27 protein-coding genes and 2 pseudogenes are annotated in these 24,127 nt (G+C 64.5%); 18 read left to right on the top strand and 11 right to left on the bottom strand.

Annotated features, from left to right (window positions below; genetic code table 11):
* Window positions 1–11 precede the first annotated feature (11 nt).
* The gene (locus CD928_RS17135; RefSeq protein ID WP_255247225.1) at window positions 12–740 is read left to right on the top strand and encodes a hypothetical protein; all 729 of its coding nucleotides are present in this window, start codon (window positions 12–14) and stop codon (window positions 738–740) included.
* Window positions 741–752: 12 nt separating this feature from the next.
* Here CD928_RS17135 and CD928_RS17130 read toward each other — a convergent pair whose 3' ends face one another.
* From CD928_RS17130 to CD928_RS17115, 4 genes are all read right to left on the bottom strand, one after another.
* The gene (locus tag CD928_RS17130; RefSeq protein WP_095388313.1) at window positions 753–1,076 is read right to left on the bottom strand and encodes a hypothetical protein; all 324 of its coding nucleotides are present in this window, start codon (window positions 1,074–1,076) and stop codon (window positions 753–755) included.
* Window positions 1,073–1,612 (bottom strand): RNA polymerase sigma factor, encoded by a 540-nt coding sequence (locus tag CD928_RS17125; RefSeq protein WP_255247251.1) that lies wholly within the window; start codon window positions 1,610–1,612, stop codon window positions 1,073–1,075. The genes CD928_RS17130 and CD928_RS17125 overlap by 4 nt, the downstream gene beginning before the upstream one ends.
* Window positions 1,605–2,189 (bottom strand): hypothetical protein, encoded by a 585-nt coding sequence (locus tag CD928_RS17120; RefSeq protein WP_095388311.1) that lies wholly within the window; start codon window positions 2,187–2,189, stop codon window positions 1,605–1,607. Before CD928_RS17120 ends, CD928_RS17125 begins: the two co-directional genes overlap by 8 nt.
* A 234-nt stretch (window positions 2,190–2,423) precedes the next feature.
* On the bottom strand, window positions 2,424–3,104 hold the full coding sequence (locus CD928_RS17115; RefSeq protein WP_095388310.1) for a hypothetical protein: 681 nt from the start codon (window positions 3,102–3,104) through the stop codon (window positions 2,424–2,426).
* Between the two features lie 282 nt (window positions 3,105–3,386).
* Here CD928_RS17115 and CD928_RS17110 point away from each other — a divergent pair, with 282 nt between their 5' ends.
* Complete coding sequence (locus tag CD928_RS17110) at window positions 3,387–3,665, top strand: zf-TFIIB domain-containing protein (RefSeq protein WP_095388309.1); 279 nt, start codon at window positions 3,387–3,389, stop codon at window positions 3,663–3,665.
* 328 nt (window positions 3,666–3,993) lie between these two features.
* Window positions 3,994–4,437 (top strand): annotated as a pseudogene (locus CD928_RS17105) (Arm DNA-binding domain-containing protein); the annotation flags it as partial.
* Window positions 4,438–4,602: 165 nt separating this feature from the next.
* On the opposite strand, the pseudogene CD928_RS17100 reads toward CD928_RS17105, so the two are convergent.
* Window positions 4,603–4,935, bottom strand: a pseudogene (locus tag CD928_RS17100) (ATP-binding protein); the annotation flags it as partial.
* A gap of 402 nt (window positions 4,936–5,337) precedes the next feature.
* Here CD928_RS17100 and CD928_RS17095 point away from each other — a divergent pair.
* The gene (locus CD928_RS17095) at window positions 5,338–6,252 is read left to right on the top strand and encodes an MBL fold metallo-hydrolase (RefSeq protein ID WP_095388308.1); all 915 of its coding nucleotides are present in this window, start codon (window positions 5,338–5,340) and stop codon (window positions 6,250–6,252) included.
* A 143-nt stretch (window positions 6,253–6,395) separates the two neighbouring features.
* Here the strand turns inward: CD928_RS17095 and CD928_RS17090 are convergent, their stop codons facing one another.
* A complete protein-coding gene (locus tag CD928_RS17090; protein WP_095388307.1) occupies window positions 6,396–7,289 on the bottom strand; it encodes a LysR family transcriptional regulator in 894 nt (297 codons plus the stop codon).
* Window positions 7,290–7,387: 98 nt separating this feature from the next.
* Between CD928_RS17090 and CD928_RS17085 the strand changes: the two genes are divergently transcribed.
* From CD928_RS17085 to CD928_RS17045, 9 genes are all read left to right on the top strand, one after another.
* Window positions 7,388–8,137, top strand: coding sequence for an SDR family NAD(P)-dependent oxidoreductase (locus tag CD928_RS17085; protein WP_095388306.1), 750 nt, complete (start codon window positions 7,388–7,390; stop codon window positions 8,135–8,137).
* Window positions 8,138–8,166: 29 nt separating this feature from the next.
* Entirely contained in the window at window positions 8,167–8,589 is a 423-nt protein-coding gene (locus tag CD928_RS17080) for a hypothetical protein (RefSeq protein WP_095388305.1), read from the top strand.
* 74 nt (window positions 8,590–8,663) lie between these two features.
* Complete coding sequence (locus CD928_RS17075; protein ID WP_095388304.1) at window positions 8,664–9,275, top strand: outer membrane protein; 612 nt, start codon at window positions 8,664–8,666, stop codon at window positions 9,273–9,275.
* A gap of 95 nt (window positions 9,276–9,370) precedes the next feature.
* Window positions 9,371–9,910 carry an Rrf2 family transcriptional regulator gene (locus tag CD928_RS17070; RefSeq protein WP_095388303.1) on the top strand — a complete coding sequence of 180 codons (540 nt, stop codon included), beginning with the start codon at window positions 9,371–9,373 and terminating at the stop codon, window positions 9,908–9,910.
* Complete coding sequence (locus CD928_RS17065; RefSeq protein WP_095388302.1) at window positions 9,907–10,557, top strand: response regulator transcription factor; 651 nt, start codon at window positions 9,907–9,909, stop codon at window positions 10,555–10,557. The genes CD928_RS17070 and CD928_RS17065 overlap by 4 nt, the downstream gene beginning before the upstream one ends.
* Before the next feature lie 94 nt (window positions 10,558–10,651).
* Complete coding sequence (locus CD928_RS17060) at window positions 10,652–11,032, top strand: response regulator transcription factor (protein ID WP_095388301.1); 381 nt, start codon at window positions 10,652–10,654, stop codon at window positions 11,030–11,032.
* Window positions 11,029–13,062: an ATP-binding protein gene (locus CD928_RS17055; RefSeq protein ID WP_095388300.1), complete on the top strand. Its 2,034-nt coding sequence runs from the start codon at window positions 11,029–11,031 to the stop codon at window positions 13,060–13,062. Before CD928_RS17060 ends, CD928_RS17055 begins: the two co-directional genes overlap by 4 nt.
* Window positions 13,059–14,912, top strand: coding sequence for a PAS domain-containing sensor histidine kinase (locus tag CD928_RS17050; RefSeq protein ID WP_095388299.1), 1,854 nt, complete (start codon window positions 13,059–13,061; stop codon window positions 14,910–14,912). The genes CD928_RS17055 and CD928_RS17050 overlap by 4 nt, the downstream gene beginning before the upstream one ends.
* 283 nt (window positions 14,913–15,195) lie before the next feature.
* On the top strand, window positions 15,196–16,026 hold the full coding sequence (locus CD928_RS17045) for an alpha/beta fold hydrolase (protein ID WP_095388298.1): 831 nt from the start codon (window positions 15,196–15,198) through the stop codon (window positions 16,024–16,026).
* 57 nt (window positions 16,027–16,083) lie between these two features.
* Here CD928_RS17045 and CD928_RS17040 read toward each other — a convergent pair whose 3' ends face one another.
* The 3 genes from CD928_RS17040 to CD928_RS17030 all read right to left on the bottom strand — a co-directional run bounded on the left by CD928_RS17040 (window position 16,084) and on the right by CD928_RS17030 (window position 19,005).
* Window positions 16,084–16,692: a TIGR00730 family Rossman fold protein gene (locus CD928_RS17040; protein WP_095388297.1), complete on the bottom strand. Its 609-nt coding sequence runs from the start codon at window positions 16,690–16,692 to the stop codon at window positions 16,084–16,086.
* Window positions 16,692–17,675 (bottom strand): SDR family NAD(P)-dependent oxidoreductase, encoded by a 984-nt coding sequence (locus tag CD928_RS17035; protein WP_095388296.1) that lies wholly within the window; start codon window positions 17,673–17,675, stop codon window positions 16,692–16,694. Before CD928_RS17035 ends, CD928_RS17040 begins: the two co-directional genes overlap by 1 nt.
* Before the next feature lie 115 nt (window positions 17,676–17,790).
* Complete coding sequence (locus CD928_RS17030) at window positions 17,791–19,005, bottom strand: NAD(P)/FAD-dependent oxidoreductase (protein WP_095388295.1); 1,215 nt, start codon at window positions 19,003–19,005, stop codon at window positions 17,791–17,793.
* A gap of 989 nt (window positions 19,006–19,994) precedes the next feature.
* Between CD928_RS17030 and CD928_RS17025 the strand changes: the two genes are divergently transcribed.
* The gene (locus CD928_RS17025) at window positions 19,995–20,180 is read left to right on the top strand and encodes a YdcH family protein (protein WP_095388294.1); all 186 of its coding nucleotides are present in this window, start codon (window positions 19,995–19,997) and stop codon (window positions 20,178–20,180) included.
* 227 nt (window positions 20,181–20,407) lie between these two features.
* Window positions 20,408–20,887, top strand: a complete 480-nt coding sequence (locus CD928_RS17020; RefSeq protein WP_095388293.1) for an Hsp20 family protein — start codon at window positions 20,408–20,410, stop codon at window positions 20,885–20,887.
* 99 nt (window positions 20,888–20,986) lie between these two features.
* Here the strand turns inward: CD928_RS17020 and CD928_RS17015 are convergent, their stop codons facing one another.
* Together CD928_RS17015 and CD928_RS17010 are read right to left on the bottom strand one after the other, a co-directional pair.
* Window positions 20,987–21,256: an usg protein gene (locus CD928_RS17015; protein WP_095388292.1), complete on the bottom strand. Its 270-nt coding sequence runs from the start codon at window positions 21,254–21,256 to the stop codon at window positions 20,987–20,989.
* Window positions 21,253–21,480 (bottom strand): hypothetical protein, encoded by a 228-nt coding sequence (locus CD928_RS17010; protein ID WP_095388291.1) that lies wholly within the window; start codon window positions 21,478–21,480, stop codon window positions 21,253–21,255. The genes CD928_RS17015 and CD928_RS17010 overlap by 4 nt, the downstream gene beginning before the upstream one ends.
* 260 nt (window positions 21,481–21,740) lie before the next feature.
* On the opposite strand from CD928_RS17010, the gene groES reads away from it, so the two are divergent.
* The 3 genes from groES to CD928_RS16995 are packed head-to-tail and all read left to right on the top strand — an operon-like array spanning window position 21,741 to window position 23,972.
* Complete coding sequence (groES, locus tag CD928_RS17005; RefSeq protein ID WP_095388290.1) at window positions 21,741–22,055, top strand: co-chaperone GroES; 315 nt, start codon at window positions 21,741–21,743, stop codon at window positions 22,053–22,055.
* 44 nt (window positions 22,056–22,099) lie between these two features.
* Window positions 22,100–23,719 (top strand): chaperonin GroEL, encoded by a 1,620-nt coding sequence (groL, locus tag CD928_RS17000; protein WP_095388289.1) that lies wholly within the window; start codon window positions 22,100–22,102, stop codon window positions 23,717–23,719.
* Between the two features lies 1 nt (window position 23,720).
* Entirely contained in the window at window positions 23,721–23,972 is a 252-nt protein-coding gene (locus CD928_RS16995) for a hypothetical protein (protein WP_095388288.1), read from the top strand.
* Window positions 23,973–24,127: the final 155 nt, after the last annotated feature.

The raw sequence follows: 24,127 nt of genomic DNA, 5'->3' as shown, positions 1-24,127 counted from the left end.
GCGCGATGACGATGAGCGAGGTCGATCGCACCGTCCTGGCAGGCAACGCCGCGATCGAACGGTCGCGCGAGCGTCGCCGGCCGATCGGCACCAAGAGCCTGGCGCTGCGCCGCCAGCATCTGTTCAAGAAGATCGGCCGCATCTGCATGGCGGGCGGCGCGGTGCTGATCGCGGCGGCGCTGTTCGGCATGCTGATCCAGCCGCTCGGTTTCGCGGGGGTGATGGCGGTCACGCTGCTGCTGATCGGCGTCGCGATCCTGTTCGGCAAATGGCCGCCCTTTCCCGAACCGCGGCAGGGCGACTTGCCCAAGGCCGATCTGAAGCAGCTCGCGGGGCGCACCGAAATCTGGCTCGAGGCGCAGCGCCCGGCGCTGCCGGCGCCCGCGCGCACCCTCGTCGACGGCATCGGCGTCCAGCTCGACCTGCTCGCGCCGCAGCTCCAGACGCTCGATCCGGCCGAACCCGCCGCGGCGAACATCCGCAAGCTGGTCGGCGAGGATCTGCCCGAACTCGTCGCGGGCTATCAGCGCATCCCCGCCGGGCTGCGCGGCGAGGCGCACGCGGGACGCACCCCCGACGAGACGCTGGTCGGCGGGCTCAAGATGCTCGAACGCGAGATCGGCGAGGCGGCGCGCAACCTCGCCGCGGGCGAACTCGACAAGCTCGCGACGCGCGAACGCTATCTCCAGCTCAAATATGAGGGGCTCGAGGCCGAGGATATCACCGGCAAGCCAGCCTGATCGGGCGTCTCGTCAGGCCTGGCGCCAGCGCTGCGTCCCGAACCACAGCAGCAGCACGAGCAGCAGCGGCGAGGCAACCCCCCATTGCGCGGGGCCGGCGAAGGGCGCGAGCAGCGGCGTCGCGGACAGCAGCCACAGCGCCGCGAGCAGCGCCGTCACCGCCAGCGCCTCGAAGGCGAAGCTGCGCCAGAAGCGCCGCCGCGCGCCCGCATAAGCGGCTTCGGCGTCGATCGCCCGCTCGACCTCGGCCACGAAGCTCCGGTCGCCGCCGCGCGCGGGCGGAGCAAGCAGCGATGCCAGCATCGCATCCCCATCGGTTTCGCGCGATCCGCTCATGACCCGGCTCCTTCGGCGATCAGTTTCTGCGCTTTCGCGCGCCCGCGCAAGACCAGCGACTTGAGCGTGCCGAGCGGGATGCCCATGATCTCCGCCGCCTCGCCGTGCGACCAGCCGTGGCCGAAGCACAGAGTGAGCGCGGCGCGCTCCTGCGGCGACAGACCGGCGAGCAGCCGGTCGGCGTCGATCGCCGCGTCGCTCGCGCCGTGCGGTGCATTCGGTTGGGGCGCCTCGTCCTGCGCCGCGAGCCCCTCGCGCCGCCGCGCGGTGCGCCGCTGGTCGAGGAACAGCCGCCAGCCGATCCCCATGACCCAGGCCGCGTAACTTCCTTGCCCCCGATAATCGCCGGCGCGCTGCCACGCGCGGACGAAGGCTTCCTGCGCCAGATCGTCGGCATCGCTCCCCGCCGCGCGCGCCAGGAACGCGCGCAGCCGCCCCTCGTGCCGCAGCACGAGGAGCTGGAAGGCCGCGCGATCCCCATCCGCGACGCGCCGGTTGAGCGCCCAATCCTCATCGGCGTGGCCATCGTCACGCAGCGGCGCGCTCCCCGGCAGCCTCGGCGCGCACGAGGCGGCGGCGCACGAGGAGGGCGATGCCGACGAAGGCGGGGAAGAGCGCGGCGCCCGCCGACACGCGGATCACCTCCTCATGCCCCTGGATCAGCCCGAAACCCGCCATCGCGAGGCCGATCGCGAGCAGCACCAGCCCGTTGCGGTCGTCGCCGGGGGCATCGCCGCGCGTCCCGAGATGCTCATAGGGCTTGTTGAGCTTGTCGATCATCGAGCCCACGGCGTCGGACTTCGCCTCGATCGCGCGGCGGATCGAGCGATGGAGCATCCACGCATGAAGCAGCCGCGCGAGCAGGAAGAAGCCGACGACGAACAGCGCGACCATGGTGATATTCTCGAGCAGGCGGAAGAAGCCGTCGCTGACCGCGACCAACTCGGTGGTCGGCGGCGGCGCCGGAACATAGGCGGCGATGTCGCGCGGGTCGATATAGGCCGCGACATCGGCGGCACTGACCGGCGGGGACGGCAGCGCCACCGGCGCCGCGGCAGCGGGAGGGGCGGCAGGCGCCACCGTGGCGGCGGTCGCGGCAAGCAGGCTCATCATCGTCATTCTCCTTCATGCCGCACCGGCATGGTGAAACCACAGGCGGCGATTCCCGGCAAGGCAGCGACGTCGGTGCCGGGGTGCACCTCAACAATCGCCGCGCGGAATCGCCGCCAGGACCGGCAAGGGCCGATCATGGGCTGGACGGCACGAGGCGCGCCAATGGATGCAGCGCGTGCGAATATCGGGATAAGGCCTGCGCGGCCGCGAAGGCCGGCCGGGTTTCACGCCGGGTCATGCGCATCCCGGATCGCCATCCCCCAGCATATGATCCGCGACGCTGTACGAATGGCTCGCCTGATAGGCATTCCTGCCGCGATTCATGTGCGTCAGATTGAACCTTCGCACCGCGCGCAACGCGCGCGAGGATGCGAGGAAGCTGCGGATGGAGGGGGCGCCGCGAACCGTGACGCCGAAAATATCCGCGCCGCGCGGGAAGAAATAGCCGACGTCTTCGGGGGCCCGGACGCATTGCTCGAGAAAGCGATCGTCCACATGCTCCTGCACCAGCGATGCGTCGGTCGTGAAATCCGAAAGATGGACGATAAAGCGCGCGCGGACATCCTCGCCCTCCGCATAGAGCGTGAAGAGTTCCATCCAGCTCGCGCTGACGCGGACCAAGGGCTTGTCCGACGTCGACGGCAGGCAGGAGACCGACCAGTAATGACGCTCGGTCATGCGCGGCACGGGAAGGCAGTCTTTGCCGTAGAGGCCGAGAATCGCCAGAACGTCCTGCGCCTGGGGGCGCCGAAGCAGCTTTTGGAAGCGCGCCGCATATTTGAACCGCTGTTCGAAGGACTCCGCCCGCTCGGCGGCGTCGGGCAATAGGCTCTTCCCGTCCAGCCAGTCGCGCTGCTGCTCTGGATTCAGAAACTGGCGCAGCCCCGTGGCGCGATGAAGAGATGCCCTGCTCATTCCGGAACATTGCGAGATCTGCCGCCGGTCATCAATATCTTGTTGAAGAGGCCGGCGGGGCGACCCCTTGAAGCGCCTCTCCCGTCAGCGCCTCGAACGGCAGCCGCTCTTGACAGTCGGACGCGCCAACATATCTACGAGATGCGGGCCGGGCCCCTCTGGCGATTGCGCGGACGCGATCGTGATGTCGGACCGCATCGAGTGCGCTCGGTGCCATTTGGCTGAGGGGTTTCCACCTGACCGGCGCCTTCGATGGATCTTGATCTATATGGAGGCTTCCCCATGACATCTGCCCACAACATGCCCTGCCCCGTCTGCAAGGTGCCGCTCGCGATGAGCGATCGCCAGGGCGTCGAGATCGACTATTGCCCGCAGTGCCGCGGGGTTTGGCTCGACCGCGGCGAACTCGACAAGATCATCGAACGATCCGCCGGGGAGATGGCGCCCCGATCGCCGCAACCCGCGCCCCCGCCTCCATACCAGAGCCATGGACATGCGAAGGATCACCGTCACGGCTATCCCAAGCGCCGGAAGTCCTTTCTCGAGGAACTCTTCGACTGATCGTCGCGCCTGTCGCCGATCGCCGATGCGGCCCCGCTTTGCGGAAGGCCGTTTCGGGACCGCTTGCCGACCGGTGACCGCTTAGGTCGCCAACATTATAAGGAAACTGGAGCGGGCGAAGGGATTCGAACCCTCGACCCCAACCTTGGCAACTTGCCCCTCAACCTTTTCCAGAGCTTCCTTTACTACCCTAAACCACTATAATTCAATCATTTCTTGAGATTACATATTTCCGGCCCTACTCTGTTTTTGTCTCCAATTTTCACTCCTTTGGAGACAAAGCGGTGACAAACGGAAGCTGTAGAGCTTTGTCTCCAGGGAGAGCGATGTGCCAACCGGAAAGCTGACGAAACGGGCAATCGACGCGCTGGCAGCGCCGAAAGAGAGCCAGTTGATCTACTGGGACACCGAGGTGAAGGGCTTTGGGATTCGCATTTTGCGGTCGGGCCTGAAGACGTTCATCGTCCAGTATCGCAACGCAGAAGGTATAAAGCGCCGAATGAACCTCGGTCGGTTCGGGGTTCTGACCGTTGAAAAGGCCCGCGATCTCGCCAAGCTGAAACTCGCGGAGGTCATCCTCGGCGAAGATCCGGCTGATAAGGCCCGCCAGGCACGCAAGGGCATGACCGTCACGGAGATGTGCGACTGGTATCTGAAGGAAGCACGCGCCGGCAATATTCTCGGGCGGAAGAATCTCCCGATCAAATCATCTTCGTTGGACTTGGATGAAAGCCGGATCCGGATACATATCGTGCCCTTGCTTGTCAAACGGCGTTCAAAAGGGACCCCCTATCGGCGTCGAAGAGGGACCCCCTTTTCGGATATGATGCCGGTTAGTTGAAGGTCGCCTTGCGCTGCGTGCGGCGGAGGGCGGGCGTAGCCCGACCGGAGGCGCGCGCAGCGCAAGATAGATTTTTGAAGGGGCCGAAGGTGGCGGTCAGCTGCGGTTTTTGAAGCGCCAGCTGTCGTTGCCCGTCTCGATGATATCGCAGTGGTGGGTGACGCGGTCGAGCAGCGCCGTGGTCATCTTGGGATCACCGAAGACGGTAGGCCACTCGCCGAAGGCGAGGTTGGTGGTGATGATGACGCTGGTGCGCTCATAAAGCTTGCTGATGAGGTGGAACAGCAACTGCCCTCCGGAGCGGGCGAACGGCAGATAACCGAGCTCGTCGAGCACGATCAGGTCGAGCCGCGACAGCTGCGCCGCCAGGGTCCCGCCCTTGCCGATCCGGGTCTCCTCTTCGAGGCGTGTCACCACGCCGGAGATCGATTGCAAGGTCGATGCGGAAGCGCTGATCTGCGCGCTCACCGGCGTCGCTCACATGGAAATCACGGTCAGCGAATATCCTTGGGCTAAGCCCGCCAACTATGTCGACACGATACTCGCCGCCTTTACGAGCTGACCACGGCTGGCCGATTTCGGACTGGCGGCTTGTAGCGTGCAAACGGGGAGAGCGGACGTTTAGCTACAGGCCAAAGCGTTCGCTCCCAGAGGGCGTGGTCCTTGTCAGCGCCGCAAAGCAAGCGAAAGCAGCTTTGCGCCTATCGATGCCGGCAATCGTCCCTGTCCGAAGGTATGCCCCAACCAATGCCTCGATCCAATCGACCAGGAGCCGACCGCCACCTAGCTTGCTGAACGTCGTGATTGCACGGCTTTCAGGAGGATCGAGACATGAAACCCGACACTATTGCAACGCCCGAGAAATCGGGCTTCGAAGAGCTGGTTCCGTCGCGTTATGCGCTGCAGATCGGCGACATCGACGTGCTTGTCGTCAGCGATGGCGTGCTACCGCTGCCCACCGAAACGATGGCCACCAACGTGGACCCCGCGGTCCGCGCCGAATGGTTCAAGGATATGTTCGTCGGACCCGACATGTTCGACTGGGCTCTCAATGTCCTCGTGCTGCGCAGCGGCGACAAAACCATATTGGTCGATGCGGGCCTCGGCGGCCAGTTCCCCGGCTTTCCGCGCGCCGGCCAATTTCCCAAGCGGCTGCAGGCGGCCGGGATCGACCTTGCGTCGGTCACCGACATCATCATCACGCATATGCATATGGATCATGTCGGCGGCCTGCTCGTTGAGGATGTGAAGCAGCGCCTGCGGCCCGACGTCCGGATTCACGTGACGGCCACCGAAATCGCCTTCTGGCAGACCCCCGACTTCGAACAGACCGCGATGCCTAACCCCGTTCCCGAGGTCCTGCGCAAGACCGCTACGCAGTTCATCGATGCCTATGCCGACAAGATCATGGCCTTCGACGAGGAGTGCGAAGTGGCGCCGGGCGTGATCGCAAAGCTGACCGGCGGGCACACGCCGGGGCACTGTATCGTCCATGTCGCCTCGGGCGGCGAGCGCCTGACCTTCGCGGGCGACGCGCTCTTCCCCGTCGGTTTCGACCATCCCGACTGGCACAATGGCTTCGAACACGATCCCGAAGAATCGGTGCGCGTGCGCGTCCGCCTGTTGCAGCAGGCGGCCGCCAGCGGCGAGTATCTCGTCGCGACGCACCTGCCCTTCCCGTCGGTGGGCCGCGTCGCCGCCGATGGCGACGCATTCCGCTGGGTCGCTGCCTTCTGGGATTTCTGATCTCCGGCCGAAGGCTCCCCCGGGGGGCGTACCGGCCTATCGCGCCGGTATGCCCCCAACGGGCGGAACACCGACCCTTCCAATCGAGGAAATTCGAAATGCGGCATTCGTGCGAACCCGCTTCGCTGCGCGCCAAAGGTCGATCAGACAGAGTGCGCTGCAAGCCTGTCGGCAAGAAAATCGATGAACAATCGGACGCGCAGTGGAGCAAGACGGCCGAAGGCGTGCAGCGCCTGGATGGGAACCAGGGCGAGCGGATCGTGCCGAAATATCTCGGCGAGGCGCCCCGCGGCGAGATCATCCGTCACCGCCAGCCGAAGCAGCTGCGCAATGCCGACGCCGCCGAGCGCCGCAATCCGCATCGCCTGCCCCGAATCGGTGTCGAGTGCCCCTTCGGGAAGCAGGTCGGTCCCGTCGGCGAAGCGAATGGGATAGGCCTGCGCTCCAAGCCGATACCGGATATGCGGCAATTGCGCGAGCGCTTCGCGCGTTGCGGGATGCCCAACGCGTTCGAGCCATTGAGGAGCCGCGACGAGAATCAGCGGCAGGGTCGCAAGACGTCGCACCATCCAGTCGACATTCCCCATTTCGCCGACGCGCAACGCCACATCATAGCCTTCGCGGATCAGGTCGACATGGCGATCGGTGATACTGATCTCGAGCTTGATCTCGGGATAGCGCGGGACGAATTCCCGGGTGAGCGCTTCCATCAAAGCGGGACCGAGCACGCCGGGAAGGCTGGCGCGCAGCACACCCTGCGCGCGTTCGGCACCTTTCAAGGCGTCGCCGGCTTCGTCGAGGGCACGCAGCAGCGGGGCGATGCGCTCGTAATAGGCGGTCCCGTCGACGGTCAGTGTCAGCGAACGGGTCGACCGGAGGAAAAGTTTGACGCCAAGGCGTCGTTCGAGCCGTTCGACGCTCTTCGAAACCGCGGAGGGGGTGGTCCCGGCAAGGCGCGCCGCGGCGCTGAACGAACCCGTCTCGACGGCGCGCACAAAGGCTTGAAGTCCGGTCGTCGGTTCGAGGCCAGCGGTCATTCGATAGTTTTTAGCAAAAATGATATGCCCGTCTCCAGTCTAATTTTCCGAACAGGAAAAGCCAAATTCATCTCCGTCTCCAACCACAGAGGTGAATTATGGACAGTTTGAAGGGAAAGGTCGCCGTGGTTACCGGCGGCAACAGCGGCATCGGTTTCGCGAGCGCGAAACTCTTCGCCGAGCAGGGCGCGCAGGTGGTGATCACCGGGCGGCGCCAGGCCGCACTCGACGAGGCAGTTCGGTCGATCGGCCCTGCTGCGGTAGCGATCTGCGGCGACGTCGCCGACCCGGCGCACCACCGCGCGGTTGCGGACCTGGTTCGCGAGCGTTTCGGCGCTGCGGACATCTACATGGCGAACGCCGGCGTCAACACGATCACGCCATCGGGCGAGGTGTGCGAAGCCGAATATGACACCCAGTTCGGAATCAATGCCCGCGGCACTTTCTTCGGGATCCAGGCGATCGCGCCGCACCTGCGGGAGCGCGCCTCGATCATCCTGGTCGGCTCGCTGGCGAGCGACAAGGTGCTCGACGGCCACGCCGTCTATGCCGGGACCAAGGCGGCGATCGGCGCCTTCGCGCGCAGTTGGGCGCTCGAATTCAAGGACCGCGGCATTCGCGTCAACATGCTCAGTCCCGGGCCGACCGAAACCGAGATCCTTGGCAAGCTGGGCGTGGCGCCCGAAGAGCGTGGTGCCTTTGCCGAAATGATGGCGAGCGCAATCCCGCTCGCGCGGCTCGGCCGGCCGGATGAACTCGCGCGCGGCGCGCTGTTCCTCGCGTCCGACGCCAGCAGCTTCGTGACCGGCATCAACCTCCGCGTCGACGGCGGCATGGCGCTGCTCTGATCTTTCCCCACGCATCAAAGGAAAACAGCATGACCCAATCTCCCGTTGACCCGGCCATCGCCGCCTTGATCCACGACGTCGTCCATGTCGGCAGCGCTTATGACATCGAAGGCATGGAAAGGCTCTACACGCCCGACCAGATTTTCCTGGTGCTCGGCAGCGACGGCGGGGTGACCCGAATTCGTCGCGACGATTCGATCGCTGAATTCCGGTCGCGTCGCGACGCGGGCGAAGCGCCGCTTTCGACCGAACATCGGGTGCTTCACGTCGAGCAGCAGGGCGATCATGCGACGGCGATCCTCTATCGTCGCATGAGCTCTGACGCTCCGCCCGCGATGTACGAGCTTCGTATGCGCAAGGATTCCGGCACCTGGATGGTCGCCGGTGAAACGGTGACGCCCTGGCCGGGCGGCATCGATGGCGCCTTCCTCCCTCCCCGGAAAGGCGCCTGACTGCGGGGCGCGCGCGGCCCCGCCCCCCCCAGTCGCGCGCGCCCCAATTTTCAAACGACAGAAAGGAACATGCGTTGAAAAATCTTGCTCTCCCCCTCTCGCTCGGCGCGCTGATCGCCATCGGCACGGCGGCGCCAGCGGCCGCCCAGACCTTCGAGGGTCCCTATGTCGGGGCGCAGGCCGGCTGGAGCCAGAATAGGCTCGGCTCGGTCGCGACCGACCTTGGCACCGCCACGATCGACGACAGCCGCGATGCGGCGACCGCCGGCATCTTCTTCGGCTATAATCTCCAGCCAACGGCCAAGCTCGTGCTGTCGGCCGAAGGTGCGGTCAATTTCGGGTTCGACGACGACCTGTCGCGTGCGCAAAAGGACGCATCGGCCGCGATCAATCCCGAATATGGTTTCGACCTGGGCGTACGCGCCGGTTACCTCGTGACCGACAAGACGCTCGTCTATGCGCGCGGCGGTTATGAGAATATCCGCACCAGGGTGCAGATCCTCGATCTCGAAGGTCCGCGCCGCGGCAAGGACAATCTCGACGGTTGGTCGGTTGGCGGCGGCATCGAACGCGCTGTCACCGACAATATCTCGGCGCGCGTCGAATATCGCTACAACGACCTTGGCAGCGGCGGCACCAAATGGGACCGGCATCAAGTTCTGGCGGGCGTCGCCTGGAACTTTTGAGGATCGCTCATCCCATTCAAAAACTAAATCTGTGGTGGGCAAGGCGAGGCAGGAATGTCTTGCCTTGCAAAACGCGGACAAATATACTCCGCGTTATGGCACACATGACCGTGAGCGTGGAATATGGGTTGCATTGCCTGCTGGGCCTGATCGATGCGGGCGATTCGCCGCGCAGCGCCCGCGATCTGGCTCTCTTCCAGGGAATTTCGCCGAGCTTCGCGGCCAAGATTTTTGCCAAGCTGGAGAAGGCGGGGATCGTGACGGCGGCGGAAGGCGTGCGCGGCGGATATCGGCTCGCGCGGCCGGCCCATGCGATCAGCGTGCTCGAACTGGTCGATGCGATCGAAGGGCGCAAACCCTTGTTCGACTGTCAGGACATACGCGCGCGTTGCGCTCTGTTCGAGGACGGCGCGCCCGAATGGGCGACACGCGGCGTTTGTTCGATCCATGCGGTCATGCTCAAGGCCGAAAAGGCAATGCGCGACGCGCTGGCGAGCGAGACGCTGGCCGACATTGGCTCCCGGCTCGAGCGCAAGGCCCCCGCCGAGTTCGGCGACGACACCAAAGCCTGGTTCGACGCGCGACTCGCGGGAAGGCGGTCGCGCCCGGCGCAAGCAGAGGATAGGCAAAGATGATCAATCCTGCTTCCGAGAAGCAGCCGCCGCTCGTGCTGGTGGTCGACGACGACGAGGACGTCCGCACGGCGATCAGCGAGCTCATGTTATCGGTAGGGATAGAGGCCGAATGCTGCGCCTCCACCCGTGACCTCATCGAGTCCCCGCTTCTCGACCGCGCAGGCTGCCTCGTCCTCGACGTGCGGATGCCGGGCGCGAGCGGGCTCGATCTCCAGCAGCATCTGGCCTCTGCGGGCATTTCCAAGCCCATCGTCTTCCTGACCGGGCACGGCGACATCCCCATGTCGGTGCAGGCGATGAAAGCCGGCGCGGTCGATTTTCTGACCAAGCCGGTCCGCGATCAGACCTTGCTCGACGCCGTAACCGCCGGGATCGAGCGCGACATTGCCGAGCGTGCCAACGCGCAAATCGTCCTCGAGCAGGTCGAACGCTATGCGACGCTGACGCCGCGGGAAAGTCAGGTCATGCGCGAGGTCGCGCTGGGCCGGCTGAACAAGCAGATCGCTTACGATCTGGGCATAACCGAGATCACCGTGAAACTGCACCGCAGCAATGTGATGCGCAAAATGCAGGCGGCTTCGGTTGGCGAACTGATCCGCGCGTGGGAAAAATTGCCGGCGGAGGTGCGCGAACCTGCCCCGGCCTAGACTTTGGTATGGTTATAATGGCTTACAAGCTGCGCGACATTGACCCCATCGGCCAGCGAGGCCGCGTGAAAGAGGATGCCGCCGCTTGTCCCATATGCCGACCGTCGCGATCGTGGACGATGACGAGGCCGTTCGCGAAGCTCTGGGCGACCTTCTGATGGTCTCGGGGCTCGCCTGCGAATGCTTCGAAAGCGCGGGTGACTTCCTTGCTGCGCGGCGAACCCGCTCCTTCGACTGCCTCGTGACCGACATCCGCATGCCGGGGATGTCGGGCATCGAACTGATCGAACGATTGCGCGGCGAGCGCGCAGGATTGCCGGTGATCGTGCTGTCGTCGGTGCTCGACGAATCGACGCGTTCCCATGCGCTCGCGATCGGTGCGTACGCGTGGCTCACCAAGCCCGTCACCGACGAGCATCTGCTGGGAGCGCTCGCGCAGGCAATCGCGAGTTCAGGTTCGGGCTCAAAGCAGTGACGGCGACCCTGCTCGACCCGCTTGAGAGCGATGTGGCGGGCATTGCGGAACTCGCATCGGAGAGCATCGTCATCCTCGATCCTGCCGGGATCATACGCTATTGGAACCCGGCCGCGGAGCGCCTGTTCGGCTGGCCCGCACTCGCCGTTTGCGGGACCGATGACGCCCAGCTGTCGCCCGCGCCAGGCGACGAGGCCAACGCCTGGTCGCAATTGCTTCAGGAAGGCGCGTGGGAGGGACGTATTCGGCGCCGCACGCGCGACGGCGACGTGCGGGTCGCAAGGATCCGGCGGCATCTGCGCTATGACGCCGCCGGAACGCTGCGCGACATCGTCGAATATGCCCGCGCGGAGCCCGAGGCAGCGGGCCGGACGGAAGCGGACGACCCAGTCCCGGACCGGTCCATGGCCGCGAGCTGGGAAATCGACATCGCGCCCGCCGCCGACATCCTCGATCTTCTCACGGCCTGCACGCCCGGCGCCGACACGTCCGAACGCGACGAACTGCTCCACGGCCTCGTCAATGCCGCGCGGATCGTCGAGGTCAATGATCGGACCGCGAGACTGGTCGGCGGCAACCGCGGGCGGGCCCTGATGACCGGCCAATCGGTCGCGGCTTTCTGGCCTCTCGAAAGTCGGACGATCCTTGCCGATCTCATCCTCGAGGCACGCGCCGACCGCGAGGGCCGCAGCGTCCAGCGCCGCCTCGCTTCCGATGGCATCCTGCGCGATCCCCTCGTTACCGTGTGGCGCGCGGGCGACGACCGACCGGACCGGTTGTTCGTTGCCGTCGACGGCGCGGCCGACGACGATCGATCCTACCTCTATCTGCGCGCGAGCGAGGCGCGCTACCGCAAGCTCATTCACTATATGCCGGTCGCGCTCTGGCAGGTCGATGCGAGCCACATGGGCAAGATATACGCCGAGCTGCGCTCGCGCGGCATCACCGACTTCGCGGCCCATCTCGACGATCACCCCGAACTCGTCGATTTCGCTGCGACGAGCGTTCCGGTCACCGACGTCAATCGCTGCGCCATCGAACTCGTCGGCGGTGCCAGCGTACAGGACTTAATCCGGCCTGTCGGATATCTGTTCGCCGAAAGCCCGGACTCGCTGCGCCGCGTCATGATCGGGCGATTCAGCGGGCGCAAGAATTACAGCGAATATATGAAGATACGCGCGCTTGACGGTCGCCTGCTCGACGTCCGCTTTTCGGTTACCTATCCCGAACCGCTGCTCGAACTCGATACGACAATTTTCAGCCTCGAAGATGTGACGGAACGCCTCCGCATCGAGACCGAGCTGCGACAGCTGCAGGCCGATTTTAGCCACGCCGCGCGCATCTCGACCCTCGGCGAGCTGACCAGTTCGATCGCCCATGAAGTCAATCAGCCGCTGGCGGCGATCATGACGAATGCCGAGACCAGCCTTCGCTGGCTGGCGCGCGACGAACCCGACATCGGCAAGGTCGCGCAGCTGACAACGCGGATCGCGACGAGCGCGCGCCGCGCCGACGATATCGTGCGCCGCATTCGCAGCATGGCCGTCAAGCAGGCACCCGAACCGGTACCGATCGCGCTCAACGACGTCGTGCAGGAAAGCCTCCTCTTCGTCCGCCACGAGATCGAAACACGCGGCATTCGCGTGACGACATCCTATGCACGCCGCGTTCCGAAAATCGTCGGCGATCGCATCCAGCTCCAACAAGTCATCGTCAACCTGCTGATCAATGCGGCGCAGGCGGTCGAGGCATCGTGCGAGGCCGACAGGGAAATCCATGTTGCAACGACGGCGGGCTCAAAAGGCGAAGCCCTGTTCACTTTGCGCGACCGGGGACCGGGGATCGACCCTGACCATCTCGGCCAAATCTTCGACGGCTTCTTCACCACGAAGCCGCAAGGGATGGGAATCGGCCTCGCGATCTGCCGATCGATCGTCGCGGCGCACGGCGGCGGAGTGTCAGCCTCCAACCATCCAGAGGGCGGCGCGGAATTTCGCGTCCGCTTGCCGCCCGCGCGTCAGGCATCATGATCGAACCGGCTGGCCTGTTCGCCGGTCTGGCAATCGGTGTTGCGATGGGCGCGCTTGCGTGGCGGCGCCATGCCCAACCACATATCCATGCGAACGAGGCGATTCATCCCGGCGACCGCCAAGCCATTGCACAGGCCGAAGCGCGCGCCTTTTGCAGCGGCGTGCCGCAGGTCGTCAGCTACCGCCAGCGCTCGCCGGGGCACAGATGGCGATGGCACAAATATCGTGCCGAACCTGCCTATTCCTCCAACGTCCCCGTACGCCCTTTGGTTCACGACCCGGACGAAGACTGGGCGCTCGCCACCTCGCTCGGGGAAACCGGCGATGCGGTAAACGCCGCGAAGATCATCGAAGATGTCTACGGCTCTGCGTTCGCCTTCGACGCCGAAGGACGCTTCACCTATGCGACCCCCATGGCCCAGACATCGCTTGCGATGACATTGGACGATTTCAACGAGCCGCTGAGCGACGCCGCTTTCCTCGACGGCGGTGACCTTGGCTGGAAGAAGGGCGTGCATCCGGCAGATTATGAAGGCGCTTCTGCCGAGCTCCGCCGCTGCATGCGCGGCGGGACACCGTTCAACTACGAATATCGCGTGCTGCGGGCAACCGGCGAATATGTTTGGCACCGCTTTGCGATCCGCCCTGCACGCGCCGACGACGGCCGCGTTACGGGTTGGTACGGCACGGGTTTCGATGTCGACGTTTTCCGCCGGACCGACGCCGCCCTGCACGAGAGCGAGCGCTCCCTGCGCGAGCTGCTCGAGACTGCGCCCGCTCTTATCTGGTGCATGACGCCGTCGGGCCGGCCGATCTACTTCAGCCGCCACATGCGCGAATTCCTCGGCTTCGACGTCGCGGCGAAGGACGAACCCGATGTTCCGCGATTGCAAAGCCTGTTGGGTGCCATCATCCACCCCGACGATCTCGACCGCGTAAACGAACGTCTCGATCATTCGCTGCGCACGGGCGCGCCCTATGCGCTCACCCATCGGCAGCGCCGCTTCGACGGGACGTTTCGCTGGGTCGAAACGCGGCTCGCCGCCATGCGCGACGAAGCCGGCGAAATCGTGCAGTGGAACGGCGTTTGTCTCGATATCGACGACCAGATCCGGGCGCAGGATGAACTCCGGCAAGCGCAGGAAAAACTCGCGAAAGCCGGTGAGGCGGCGAGCCTCGCCGAACTCTCGGCATCGATCGCGCATGAGGTCAACCAGCCGCTCGCCGCCATCATGACCAACGCCCAAGCTTGCCAGCGGTGGTTGGCCGGCGACGAGCCGAACATTGCCCGCGCGCGGGGCATCGTTGACCGGATCGTCCGAAGCGCCGAATCCGCAGCCGACATCGTCAGCCATATCCGTGCCCTTTTCCAAAAGAGCGCCGGTCCGCGCCGATCCATCGACCTCGGCGCGCTGGTCGGCGAAGTGCGCGACCTTCTCGCCGAGCCCTTCGCGCAAAGTCGAACATCTCTCGACATTCGGCTCGCCCCCGGGCTTCCACCCGTCGCGATCGACGCGATCCAGATCCAGCAGGTTCTCGTCAACATCCTGCGCAACGCGATCGAGGCAATGGCGGCGAGCCCGGAGGGCAGCCGAACGTTACGGCTGGAAGGAGCCGTCGAGCGCGACCGCATACGGATCGATATCACCGACACGGGGCCAGGCCTTGCCGACCCCGATCACGCGTTGGAAGCCTTCTTCACGACCAAGGTGCACGGCATGGGAATGGGTCTCGCCATCTGCCGCTCGATCGTCGAAGCACACGGCGGCCCACTCCGAGCCAACAACGTCGAACCCACGGGCGCGCGCTTCACCTTCACCCTTCCAATAGCGAAGCGCGGCGAGGACTAGTCGCCAATCTGCCTCGACCTTGGCATAGTCGCGGCGCATCCCCCGTATAATCGCGCTGCCGCCCGAAATCCTTATCCCAAGTGGGCCGATCCCGTCCCGGGCGTCCCGTATACGGCATCGGTTCGACGCGAAGGATCACAGCATGCCCATACTTCAGGATTTCATGATCGGTCGCCGGGCGCTCGTCGCCGCCGGTGGCGCGGCGACCCTTGCAGGCGGCCTGGGCTGGTCGGCTGTCAGCCTTGGCACAATCCCCCCGAAAGCTCACAAAGGAGCCGATCCCATGACTTATATCACTGCCAGTGACGGCGCGCAGATTTTCTACAAGGACTGGGGGCCGCGCGATGCGCAGCCGCTCGTCTTCCATCACGGCTGGCCGCTCACGGCCGACGAGTGGGACAACCAGCTGCTCTTCTTCCTCTCTCAGGGCTACCGCGTGATTGCACACGACCGGCGTGGTCACGGCCGCTCGACGCAGACCGACCACGGCAACGAGATGGACACCTATGCCGCAGACGTCGCGGCGCTGGTCGCTTCGCTCGATCTCAAGAGCGCGGTGCATATCGGCCATTCGACCGGCGGCGGCGAAGCTGCGCATTATGCCGCACGCGCCAAAGCCGGAACGATCGCAAAGCTGATCCTCGTCGGCGCAGTTCCGCCGGTCATGGTGAAGAAGGCCAGCAACCCCGGCGGTCTTCCCGTCGAGGTGTTCGACGGGTTCCGCAAGGCACTGGCCGAGGACCGGTCGCAATTCTACCTCGATATCGCCTCGGGCCCTTTCTATGGCTTCAACCGCGACGGCGCGAAGATCAGCCAGGGTCTGATCCAGAACTGGTGGCGGCAAGGCATGGTCGGCAGTGCCAAGGCGCATTACGACTGCATCAAGGCGTTTTCCGAAACCGACTTCACCGAGGATCTGAAGAAGATTGCGGTCCCAGCGCTGGTCATGCACGGCACCGACGATCAGGTCGTGCCGTTCGCCGACTCCGCCCCGCTCTCGGCGAAGCTGCTCGCGAAGGGGACGCTGAAGGCCTATGAAGGTTATCCGCACGGCATGGCCGCGACCCATGCCGATGTGATCAACAAGGATATCTTGGCCTTCATCCGGAGCTGATGGGAAAGTCCGGGACGGATCGCGGTGTCCGTCCCGGTTCCATTGCGGCGGGCGCGGCTATCTGTCGGGGCGGCCTACCCACTTGCCGGCTGCCGGCGCACGATATCGCGCCATCGTCTGCAACAGACATGTCGGATCGTCCTCGACGATCAGCATCTCGCGGTGAACAGGCTTCAGAAAGCCCTGTCCGACGACATGATCGAGGAAGGTCAGTAGCCCGTCGTAAAAACCAAAGTCGTTGAGCAGAGCGCACGGCTTCGCATGGTTCCCAAGCTGCGCCCAGGTCCAGACCTCGAACAGTTCCTCGAACGTGCCGATCCCGCCCGGCAGCGCGATGAAGCCATCCGACATATCCGCCATCAGCGCCTTGCGCTCATGCATCGAGCTTACGATGCGCAGCTCGGTCAACCCGCGATGCGCGACCTCCTTTTCGACCAGCGCCTGCGGGATGACGCCAATGACCCGACCACCGCCCGCCAGCTCGGCATCGGCGACGACGCCCATCAGGCCGACAGCCGCGCCGCCATAGACCAGGTCGATGCCGCTCCGTGCCAGCTGCTCGCCAAGGCGCCGCGCAGCGCATTCATAGGTGGGCGAGATTCCGGTGCTCGACCCGGAAAAAACGCAAAGCCGGCGCGGCGTCTCCTGCTTGGGCGCGGGGCTCATCAGCAATATCCGGGCTGACAGATATCGAGCAACCCGGCGCTTTCGTGCCACAGCGCTTCGGCTGTGTCGGGGTCGATGGCGAAAGGACGCACACCAGGCCCGCCGAGTTCGCCGTCCGCTTCGATGAAGGCAATGTCGCAGTCTTCGCAATACACCCCGCCGAAACCCGCCAGGGCGGGCGACGTGGCGCACCAGATCGTCGTGGCGGCGCCTTGCTGCGGACTCTTGAGGTCGCGCCGCGGGTCGACAACGGCCGTGCCGTCCGGATGTACCGCGCCGAACTGCTCAATCTCCTCCCGGCTCAAGTGACGTGCAAGCGGTCCCAGTATCGAACCGGGATGGACAGAAAAGGCGCGAATGCCGTGCTCCGCGCCGCGCGCGTCGAGCGCGACGGCGAAGAGGGCGTTTGCCGTCTTGGCCTGGCCGTACGCCAACCATTTGTCGTAGGCGCGGCGCCGGAAATCGAGATCGGACAGGTCGAGTCCGCCAAGTTGGTGAGCGCGCGACGACAGGACGACCACACGCGCGCCGCCGGCTGCGCTTCGAAGCCGCGGCCACAGCGCCGCTGCAAGACGGAAATGACCGAGATGGTTGGTCGCGAACTGGCCTTCCCGGCCAGAGGCATCGCGGAACAGCGGGGTCGCCATGACTCCAGCACTCAGGATCAGGAGATCGAGCGCGCGACCGCTCTCCAGAAAGCCGGAAGCGAAGGCTGTGATCGACAATGGGTCGAGCAAATCCATCGCGGCGACTTCGACGTTTGGCAAATCATGGAAAACTTGCCGAGCCGCGCCCGCATTGCGTGCAGGCACGACAACATGAGCGCCTTTTAGAGCGAGAATCTTGACCGTCTCAAAGCCCAGATTCGATGCGCCGCCGGTAACGATGGCAGTCTTCCCCGACAGATCGACGCCATCGGCGACGTCGGCGGCGGTCGTGAACGGGCCGAAGGCCGTATTGAGCGGCAATTGCATAGAAGTCATGGAGAGTTCCTGTTCGAAAGCGAACGGCGGGCGGCAATTGGACCCGCCGGACAAATGTCGGTCGAAGATTGAGAGAGGCGGCACCTACCCTCGAGAAGTCCGGGCAAAGCACCCCTCAGAAATCGACTGTGCGCGCCTCGAAGGCATTCTGGAATGCTGCCTCGCGCTCCGCCGCGGGCGGATATATCCACACCGTATTGACCTCCATCTTGACCTTCTTGGCCTCGGGTCCGGTGATCTCGACGGTCCGGGGCGACCATCCGCGGGTGAAGATCGCGGCATCGGGACCGAGATCGAGGCACACGACATAGGATGGCTGGTCATAGGACAGTGTTGGTTCGCCCAGCAGGTCGGCTGCGGCGTTGTGCCCAGCGAAGGCGCCCAGGCGACGCGCGTGCTGGCACGACATCAGCGAAAAATTGCCTTTGTCGTCGGTTGCGGCCTTTGCGATATCGCCCGTGGCGAAGATATGTGGCGCTCCGGGCACCCGCAGATCGGGATGGACGATGATGCGGCCGAGATTGTCGCGCTCATCCGACAACTGAGCGGTCAAGGGCGACGCGCGCATACCCGCCGACCAGATCACCGTATCGGTCTCGATCCGCTCGCCATTGTCGAGCGTGACGCCGACTTCGTCGAGGCCGACAACGCCCGATCCGACGATCGTGTCGATGCCGAGTTCGCGCAGCCGTGCCTCGATATAGGGACGCGGTTCGTCGCCCATGTCGTGCGCGATGCGCGGCCCATGCTCGACGATCACCACGCGCACCGGGGTGTCCTGCCCGAGAATTTCGCCCAGTCGGTCGGGCATTTCGGTCGCCACCTCGATCCCCGTGAAGCCGCCGCCGACGACGACTACCGTATTGCGCGCCGAGGAAGACGGACGTTCGGCAAGCGCCTGCAGGTGCCGATCGAGCGCAACTGCGGCATTGCGCTCGTTTACGCTGTGACCAAAGTCTGCGAGGCCCGGAATCGGGGGTTGAAATCCGTGGCTTCCCGCCGCGACGACCAGGCGATCATAGGGCAGCATTTCGGCCGAGCCGTCCACGCCCTTCACACTGATGACGCCCTTCCCTGCATCGATCTTGTCGACCCATCCGGCACGGAAATCGATGTCGGTCGCGGCGAACAACTCGCCGAGAGGGGCCGTCATCGACGCGGGATTGCGTTCATAGAGGCGTGGCCTGACGATCAGCGCGGGTTCGGGCGCAACGACGGTGATGGCCAAATCAGCGGGCGAGACGCCCTTCTCATCACGCAGCCGTGCCGCCGAAAGGGCAGCTAGCAGTCCGGCGAAACCGGCTCCGATTATGACGATTTTCTGTGCCACGGGACTCTCCTTGCTGAATGGGGCCTCTCCAACCCGCTGAAGCGGGCGCGGGGAAGATCGACGCGAGCATCGCGGACCGCCCGGTCCTCGCCTATCGTGCAAGGGGCTAGCGGCTGCAGGCCGATGGCGAGGTGGACCTATTCCTTGGGACAGGGCGAGGTGACGGAATGTCGCTCCCATCAAGTTGGCAGGCTGGCGGCACCGAACTTCAGAATCGATACAGAAGGTTCAGCAAGCTGGCAGCGACAAGGTCGCGCTCAAGAGGAGACAGGCGCATCGTGAGGGCCACGAGCGTGACCACGGTTTCGAATATCTGGGACGGTGCGTTGCGAAGAAAAGCACCTCGCAGCAATCGCGCCCTTCGAACCCCATTGCTCGAGAGCACCGCAAATACCGCGAAGGCGATAACGCTGGCGCATTGGGCAAGCGGCAAATTTACCGAAGCCCATAGGCAACCTCCGAATGCGAACAGCTGAGAAAGTCGGGCGCTCGGTTGCGGCGACAGGAAGACATTTCTCTGAACGCTGTTCCTGAGAATGCGTGAAAGGAGTGGGGGGTCGCCTCGCATGATTTCTGCCTCGATGATGCGATGGCAGATTGCGTTCAGGAACGATTTACGACCATTCTACTCAATGGCCTAATGACCCTGTGCGAAGATATGGGGTCGGCGCCCTGGCTTGGCCAGCAGCGCCCGGAGGAGGGAATCAACTTGCCGTCACTGGCCGGTAGGAGACCGGCCGCTTCTTGGTGCCGAATGGCGAATAACGGACCTTCCCGAGGTCACAAGTAGCGATGACACGTTTCGGCCCGATAGAGGCCATTGCCTATCCAATTCCGGGCAAGAGCCCGTCGTTCTCATTACCGGCGGCGGATGCGCCGATTTGAGGGAACGAGATATTCCAACCCATTGAAATCGGGGCTGTCCCATTCCTATATCCCTGCCGCAGCCAAGCCGGCTGCAACATCCTCAACTTGGCATGGAGAAGAAGATGTCCAGCAAACATATCGAATATCTCCGGCGCGAGCATGCCCGCCTCGACGCCGAAATCGACCGGGAAGCGCGCCAGTGCCGGCCCGACGAGGTCCTGATCGCGCGGCTCAAGAAGCTGAAGTTGGCGGTCAAGGACCAGATCGCTGCGTGGAGCAGCGACACCGGCGGGAGCCGCGTTGCCTGACCCATCGCGGAGCCGCTCAGCGCGGCTCCGCCCCTCGGTCGCGGCCGGCCTTCCGCGCTCTGCGACGAGCTGCCGTCCGGGATAGATCGCGGGTCTTGAAACCCGCAAATGCCTTCCTAATTTTTTGCCGGATGCCGGATTTTCCGGGTCTGCAGGACATGGAGAGCACCGGCTCTGTGTACCGGCGCATCTCATGCCCGAATTGCTTCAATCAGGAGGATTTGGAAATGAGAACCGACTTCGACTTTAGCCCCTACCGCCGTTCGACGGTGGGCTTCGATCATCTTTTCGACCTGCTCGAAAAAGGGCAGCGCAGCGAGACGTCCGATGGCTATCCCGCGTTCGACATCGTTCGCGAGGCCGACGACCGTTTCCGGATCACGCTCGCGGTTCCGGGGTTCAAGCCCGACGAGATCGAGATCGTGGCGCAGCAGAACCAGCTGACGGTCTCGGGCAAACCGGCCGAAGAGGATGCGAAGAGCACCTATCTCCACCGCGGCATCGCGCGCCGCGCCTTCGAACGGCGCTTCCAGCTCGCCGACTATATCGAGGTCGGCGCGGCGAGTTTCGCCGACGGCCTGCTCGCGATCGAACTCAACCGGGTCATCCCCGAGGCGATGAAACCGCGCAAGATCGAGATCGGCAGCAACGCCGCCGAACCGCGCCGGATCGGATCGTCGAGGGAAAAGACACCCGAGAACGCCTGACGCCTCGCGGGGCCGCTCCCAAGCGGCGGCCCCGCATTCTGTACTGGGCGAACAACAGCGCCGTGAAGCGTCCGGCACGCGGCCGCGCGCCCTGCCCTGTCAGTCGATCGCCCGGACGATATCGGCCGCGCGCCACTCGACGGGACCGATCAGCGCATCATGCGCGATCCTCACCGAATGAAGCGCGGCTACGATCTGCCGACGCCACATCGCCAGAAAATCGAACAGCACCGGAAAGTCCGGCGGCAGATCATAATCCTGCCAGACGAAGAGCTGGAGCAGCGAGGGATAATCGGGCCGGTAATAATGGATCTCGGCGGTTGTCAGCCCATAGCCGTCCAGCTGCGCGAGCAGCGCCCGGTCGGTCATGGCGCGCGCGCCGCGCCGCCGTCGAGCGACCGCAGCGCCGCGAGCACATCGTCGACCGGAACCGCACGCTTCGCCCCCGGGGGTTTGCGAAGCGCGGGCTTGTTGCGGACCGCCGAGCGATCCGAGGCCCAGGATGCGAGAAGGGCGCGCTTGACCTCGGGCTCAAGGCTCGGGTGATGCGCCACGTCGAAGGGGTGAAGAAAACGGGAAAATGGCTCGGACATGATCGTGCCTCCTTCCTTGTCGCCATTCCTTTCTCGTCGTGCGGCAAAGCGCCTCAGGGACAGATTTTGGGAGCGAAGCGAGTCGAGTCAAGAGGGTTCAGGCCTTTGATAAGGGGCGTTAGTTTCTTGCGGGATATGCCATCGAAAAATTTTTGCCGACCCTCTTGAAGCGAAAAAATTCACTTCCTAGCTCATCGGCGCCGGGCGTCCCGGACAGGCGCGCCGGCTTATCATATCGTTATGCAACATGGAGGTTATGCATGCATTTCCGTCCCTTGCACGACCATGTGGTCGTCCGCCGCATCGAAGCCGAGGAGAAGACTTCGGGCGGCATCATCATCCCCGACACCGCCAAGGAAAAGCCGCAGGAAGGCGAAGTCGTCGCCGTCGGTCCCGGCGCTCGCGCGGAGGACGGCACGGTCACCGCGCTCGACGTGAAGGCGGGCGACCGCATCCTGTTCGGCAAATGGTCGGGCACCGAGGTGCGGATCGACGGCGAGGAGCTGCTCATCATGAAGGAGAGCGACATCCTCGGCGTGATGGAGCAGGCCGAGGCGCTCAGGCAGGCGGCGTAACGCCAATTCATCAACACTGAAAGGACAGCAAGAAGGAGGAAAAAATGGCTGCCAAGGAAGTGAAATTTGCGTCGGACGCGCGTGATCGCATGCTGCGCGGCGTGGATACGCTTGCGAATGCAGTGAAGGTCACGCTGGGCCCCAAGGGCCGCAACGTCGTGATCGACAAAAGCTTCGGCGCGCCGCGCATCACCAAGGACGGCGTCACCGTCGCCAAGGAAATCGAGCTTGCCGACAAGTTCGAAAATATGGGCGCGCAGATGCTCCGCGAAGTCGCATCGAAGCAGAATGACAAGGCCGGCGACGGCACGACGACCGCGACGGTGCTCGCGCAGGCGATCGTCCGCGAAGGCTCGAAGGCCGTCGCCGCGGGCATGAACCCGATGGACGTCAAACGCGGCATCGATCTCGCCGTGACCAAGGTCGTCGAGGACCTCAAGGCGCACGCCAAGTCGGTCGAGGCGAACAGCGAGATCGCGCAGGTCGCGACCATCTCGGCCAATGGCGACGAAGAGGTCGGCAAAATCCTCGCGGAAGCGATGGAGAAGGTCGGCAACGAGGGCGTGATCACCGTCGAGGAAGCGAAGAGCCTCGCAACCGAACTCGAAACGGTCGAGGGCATGCAGTTCGATCGCGGCTATCTCTCGCCTTACTTCATCACCAACGCCGAGAAGCTGAAGGTCGAACTCGACGATCCGTACATCCTCATCCACGAGAAGAAGCTCTCGAACCTGCAGGCGATGCTGCCGCTGCTCGAGAGCGTCGTCCAGTCGGGGCGGCCGTTGCTCATCATCGCCGAGGATGTCGAGGGCGACGCGCTCGCGACGCTTGTCGTCAATCGCCTGCGCGGTGGACTCAAGGTCGCCGCGGTCAAGGCGCCGGGCTTCGGCGACCGCCGCAAGGCGATGCTCGAGGATATCGCGGTACTCACCGGCGGCAATGTCGTCAGCGAGGAGCTTGGCATCAAGCTCGAGAGCGTCACGATCAACATGCTCGGGCGCGCGAAGAAGGTCGTCATCGACAAGGATAATACGACGATCGTCGACGGGGTCGGCTCGAAGTCCGATATCGATAGCCGGGTCGCGCAGATCCGCCAGCAGATCGAGACGACCACAAGCGATTACGACCGCGAGAAGCTGCAGGAGCGGCTTGCCAAGCTCGCGGGGGGCGTCGCGGTGATCCGCGTCGGCGGCGCGACCGAGGTCGAGGTCAAGGAGAAGAAGGACCGCGTCGACGACGCGCTGCACGCGACGCGCGCGGCCGTGGAAGAAGGTATCCTTCCCGGCGGCGGCATTGCGCTGCTCCGCTCGCTGAAGGCACTCGAGGGCCTCAAGGCAGCGAACGACGACCAGCAGTCGGGAATCGACATCGTCCGCCGCGCGCTCCGCGCCCCGGCGCGCCAGATCGCCGACAATGCCGGCGAGGACGGCGCGTGGATCGTCGGCAAGCTGCTCGAAAGCGATGACTATAGCTGGGGCTTCAATGCCGCGACCGGCGAATATCAGGACCTCGTCAAGGCGGGCGTGATCGACCCCGCCAAGGTGGTTCGCACCGCGCTGCAGGATGCCGCGTCGGTGGCTTCGCTGCTGATTACCACCGAGGCGCTCGTCGCAGAGTTGCCGAAAGAGGAGAAGGCCGCGCCGATGCCGGCGATGGACTTCTGACATGCGGAGGGCGGCGATCTTCGCCGCCCTCCTACGTCTTGGCGAGAAGGAGAATGACGGGAGATATGTTATGCCCTTTGGCGGACAAAGCATTCGAAGCTGCGCAGCGCAAATCAAGCTCCAGCACGGCAGGCAGGCGGCGTTTATCGTCGCCCGTCAGGCTCGGTGGGCGCGCGAACGCGGCAATGAGGAAGAAATCGCGTTTTGGGAAGCCGTCCGCGAAGACCTCAACCGAAAGCTCTCGCGTCACTGATGGCCGTTGCACGAACCGCTCCGCGGATTGGCGTTAGCCTCGATGTAAAGCGCCCCAGCGAGCGTCACGCCTGATTGAACGCGGGCTGCCGCAGGCAGACCCTTTCGGCTCCTTCAACAGAGGAGTCGAACGATGAACGAGCTTATCCAGATTGG

The sequence above is a fragment of the Sphingopyxis sp. GW247-27LB genome (assembly GCF_002277025.1).
In the GTDB taxonomy this organism is placed as follows: Bacteria; Pseudomonadota; Alphaproteobacteria; order Sphingomonadales; family Sphingomonadaceae; genus Sphingopyxis.
Note: the sequence above shows the minus strand (reverse complement) of the source record. Positions and strands in the feature narration are given on the sequence as shown.

Coding starts and splice junctions, on each gene's coding strand:
- CD928_RS17135 (WP_255247225.1), top strand. CDS start 12: ATGAGCGAGGTCGATCGCACCGTCCTGGCAGGCAACGCCGCGATCGAA.
- CD928_RS17130 (WP_095388313.1), bottom strand. CDS start 1,076: ATGAGCGGATCGCGCGAAACCGATGGGGATGCGATGCTGGCATCGCTG.
- CD928_RS17120 (WP_095388311.1), bottom strand. CDS start 2,189: ATGATGAGCCTGCTTGCCGCGACCGCCGCCACGGTGGCGCCTGCCGCC.
- CD928_RS17115 (WP_095388310.1), bottom strand. CDS start 3,104: ATGAGCAGGGCATCTCTTCATCGCGCCACGGGGCTGCGCCAGTTTCTG.
- CD928_RS17110 (WP_095388309.1), top strand. CDS start 3,387: ATGACATCTGCCCACAACATGCCCTGCCCCGTCTGCAAGGTGCCGCTC.
- CD928_RS17095 (WP_095388308.1), top strand. CDS start 5,338: ATGAAACCCGACACTATTGCAACGCCCGAGAAATCGGGCTTCGAAGAG.
- CD928_RS17090 (WP_095388307.1), bottom strand. CDS start 7,289: ATGACCGCTGGCCTCGAACCGACGACCGGACTTCAAGCCTTTGTGCGC.
- CD928_RS17085 (WP_095388306.1), top strand. CDS start 7,388: ATGGACAGTTTGAAGGGAAAGGTCGCCGTGGTTACCGGCGGCAACAGC.
- CD928_RS17080 (WP_095388305.1), top strand. CDS start 8,167: ATGACCCAATCTCCCGTTGACCCGGCCATCGCCGCCTTGATCCACGAC.
- CD928_RS17070 (WP_095388303.1), top strand. CDS start 9,371: ATGGCACACATGACCGTGAGCGTGGAATATGGGTTGCATTGCCTGCTG.
- CD928_RS17065 (WP_095388302.1), top strand. CDS start 9,907: ATGATCAATCCTGCTTCCGAGAAGCAGCCGCCGCTCGTGCTGGTGGTC.
- CD928_RS17060 (WP_095388301.1), top strand. CDS start 10,652: ATGCCGACCGTCGCGATCGTGGACGATGACGAGGCCGTTCGCGAAGCT.
- CD928_RS17050 (WP_095388299.1), top strand. CDS start 13,059: ATGATCGAACCGGCTGGCCTGTTCGCCGGTCTGGCAATCGGTGTTGCG.
- CD928_RS17045 (WP_095388298.1), top strand. CDS start 15,196: ATGACTTATATCACTGCCAGTGACGGCGCGCAGATTTTCTACAAGGAC.
- CD928_RS17040 (WP_095388297.1), bottom strand. CDS start 16,692: ATGAGCCCCGCGCCCAAGCAGGAGACGCCGCGCCGGCTTTGCGTTTTT.
- CD928_RS17035 (WP_095388296.1), bottom strand. CDS start 17,675: ATGACTTCTATGCAATTGCCGCTCAATACGGCCTTCGGCCCGTTCACG.
- CD928_RS17025 (WP_095388294.1), top strand. CDS start 19,995: ATGTCCAGCAAACATATCGAATATCTCCGGCGCGAGCATGCCCGCCTC.
- CD928_RS17020 (WP_095388293.1), top strand. CDS start 20,408: ATGAGAACCGACTTCGACTTTAGCCCCTACCGCCGTTCGACGGTGGGC.
- CD928_RS17015 (WP_095388292.1), bottom strand. CDS start 21,256: ATGACCGACCGGGCGCTGCTCGCGCAGCTGGACGGCTATGGGCTGACA.
- CD928_RS17010 (WP_095388291.1), bottom strand. CDS start 21,480: ATGTCCGAGCCATTTTCCCGTTTTCTTCACCCCTTCGACGTGGCGCAT.
- groES (WP_095388290.1), top strand. CDS start 21,741: ATGCATTTCCGTCCCTTGCACGACCATGTGGTCGTCCGCCGCATCGAA.
- groL (WP_095388289.1), top strand. CDS start 22,100: ATGGCTGCCAAGGAAGTGAAATTTGCGTCGGACGCGCGTGATCGCATG.
- CD928_RS16995 (WP_095388288.1), top strand. CDS start 23,721: ATGCGGAGGGCGGCGATCTTCGCCGCCCTCCTACGTCTTGGCGAGAAG.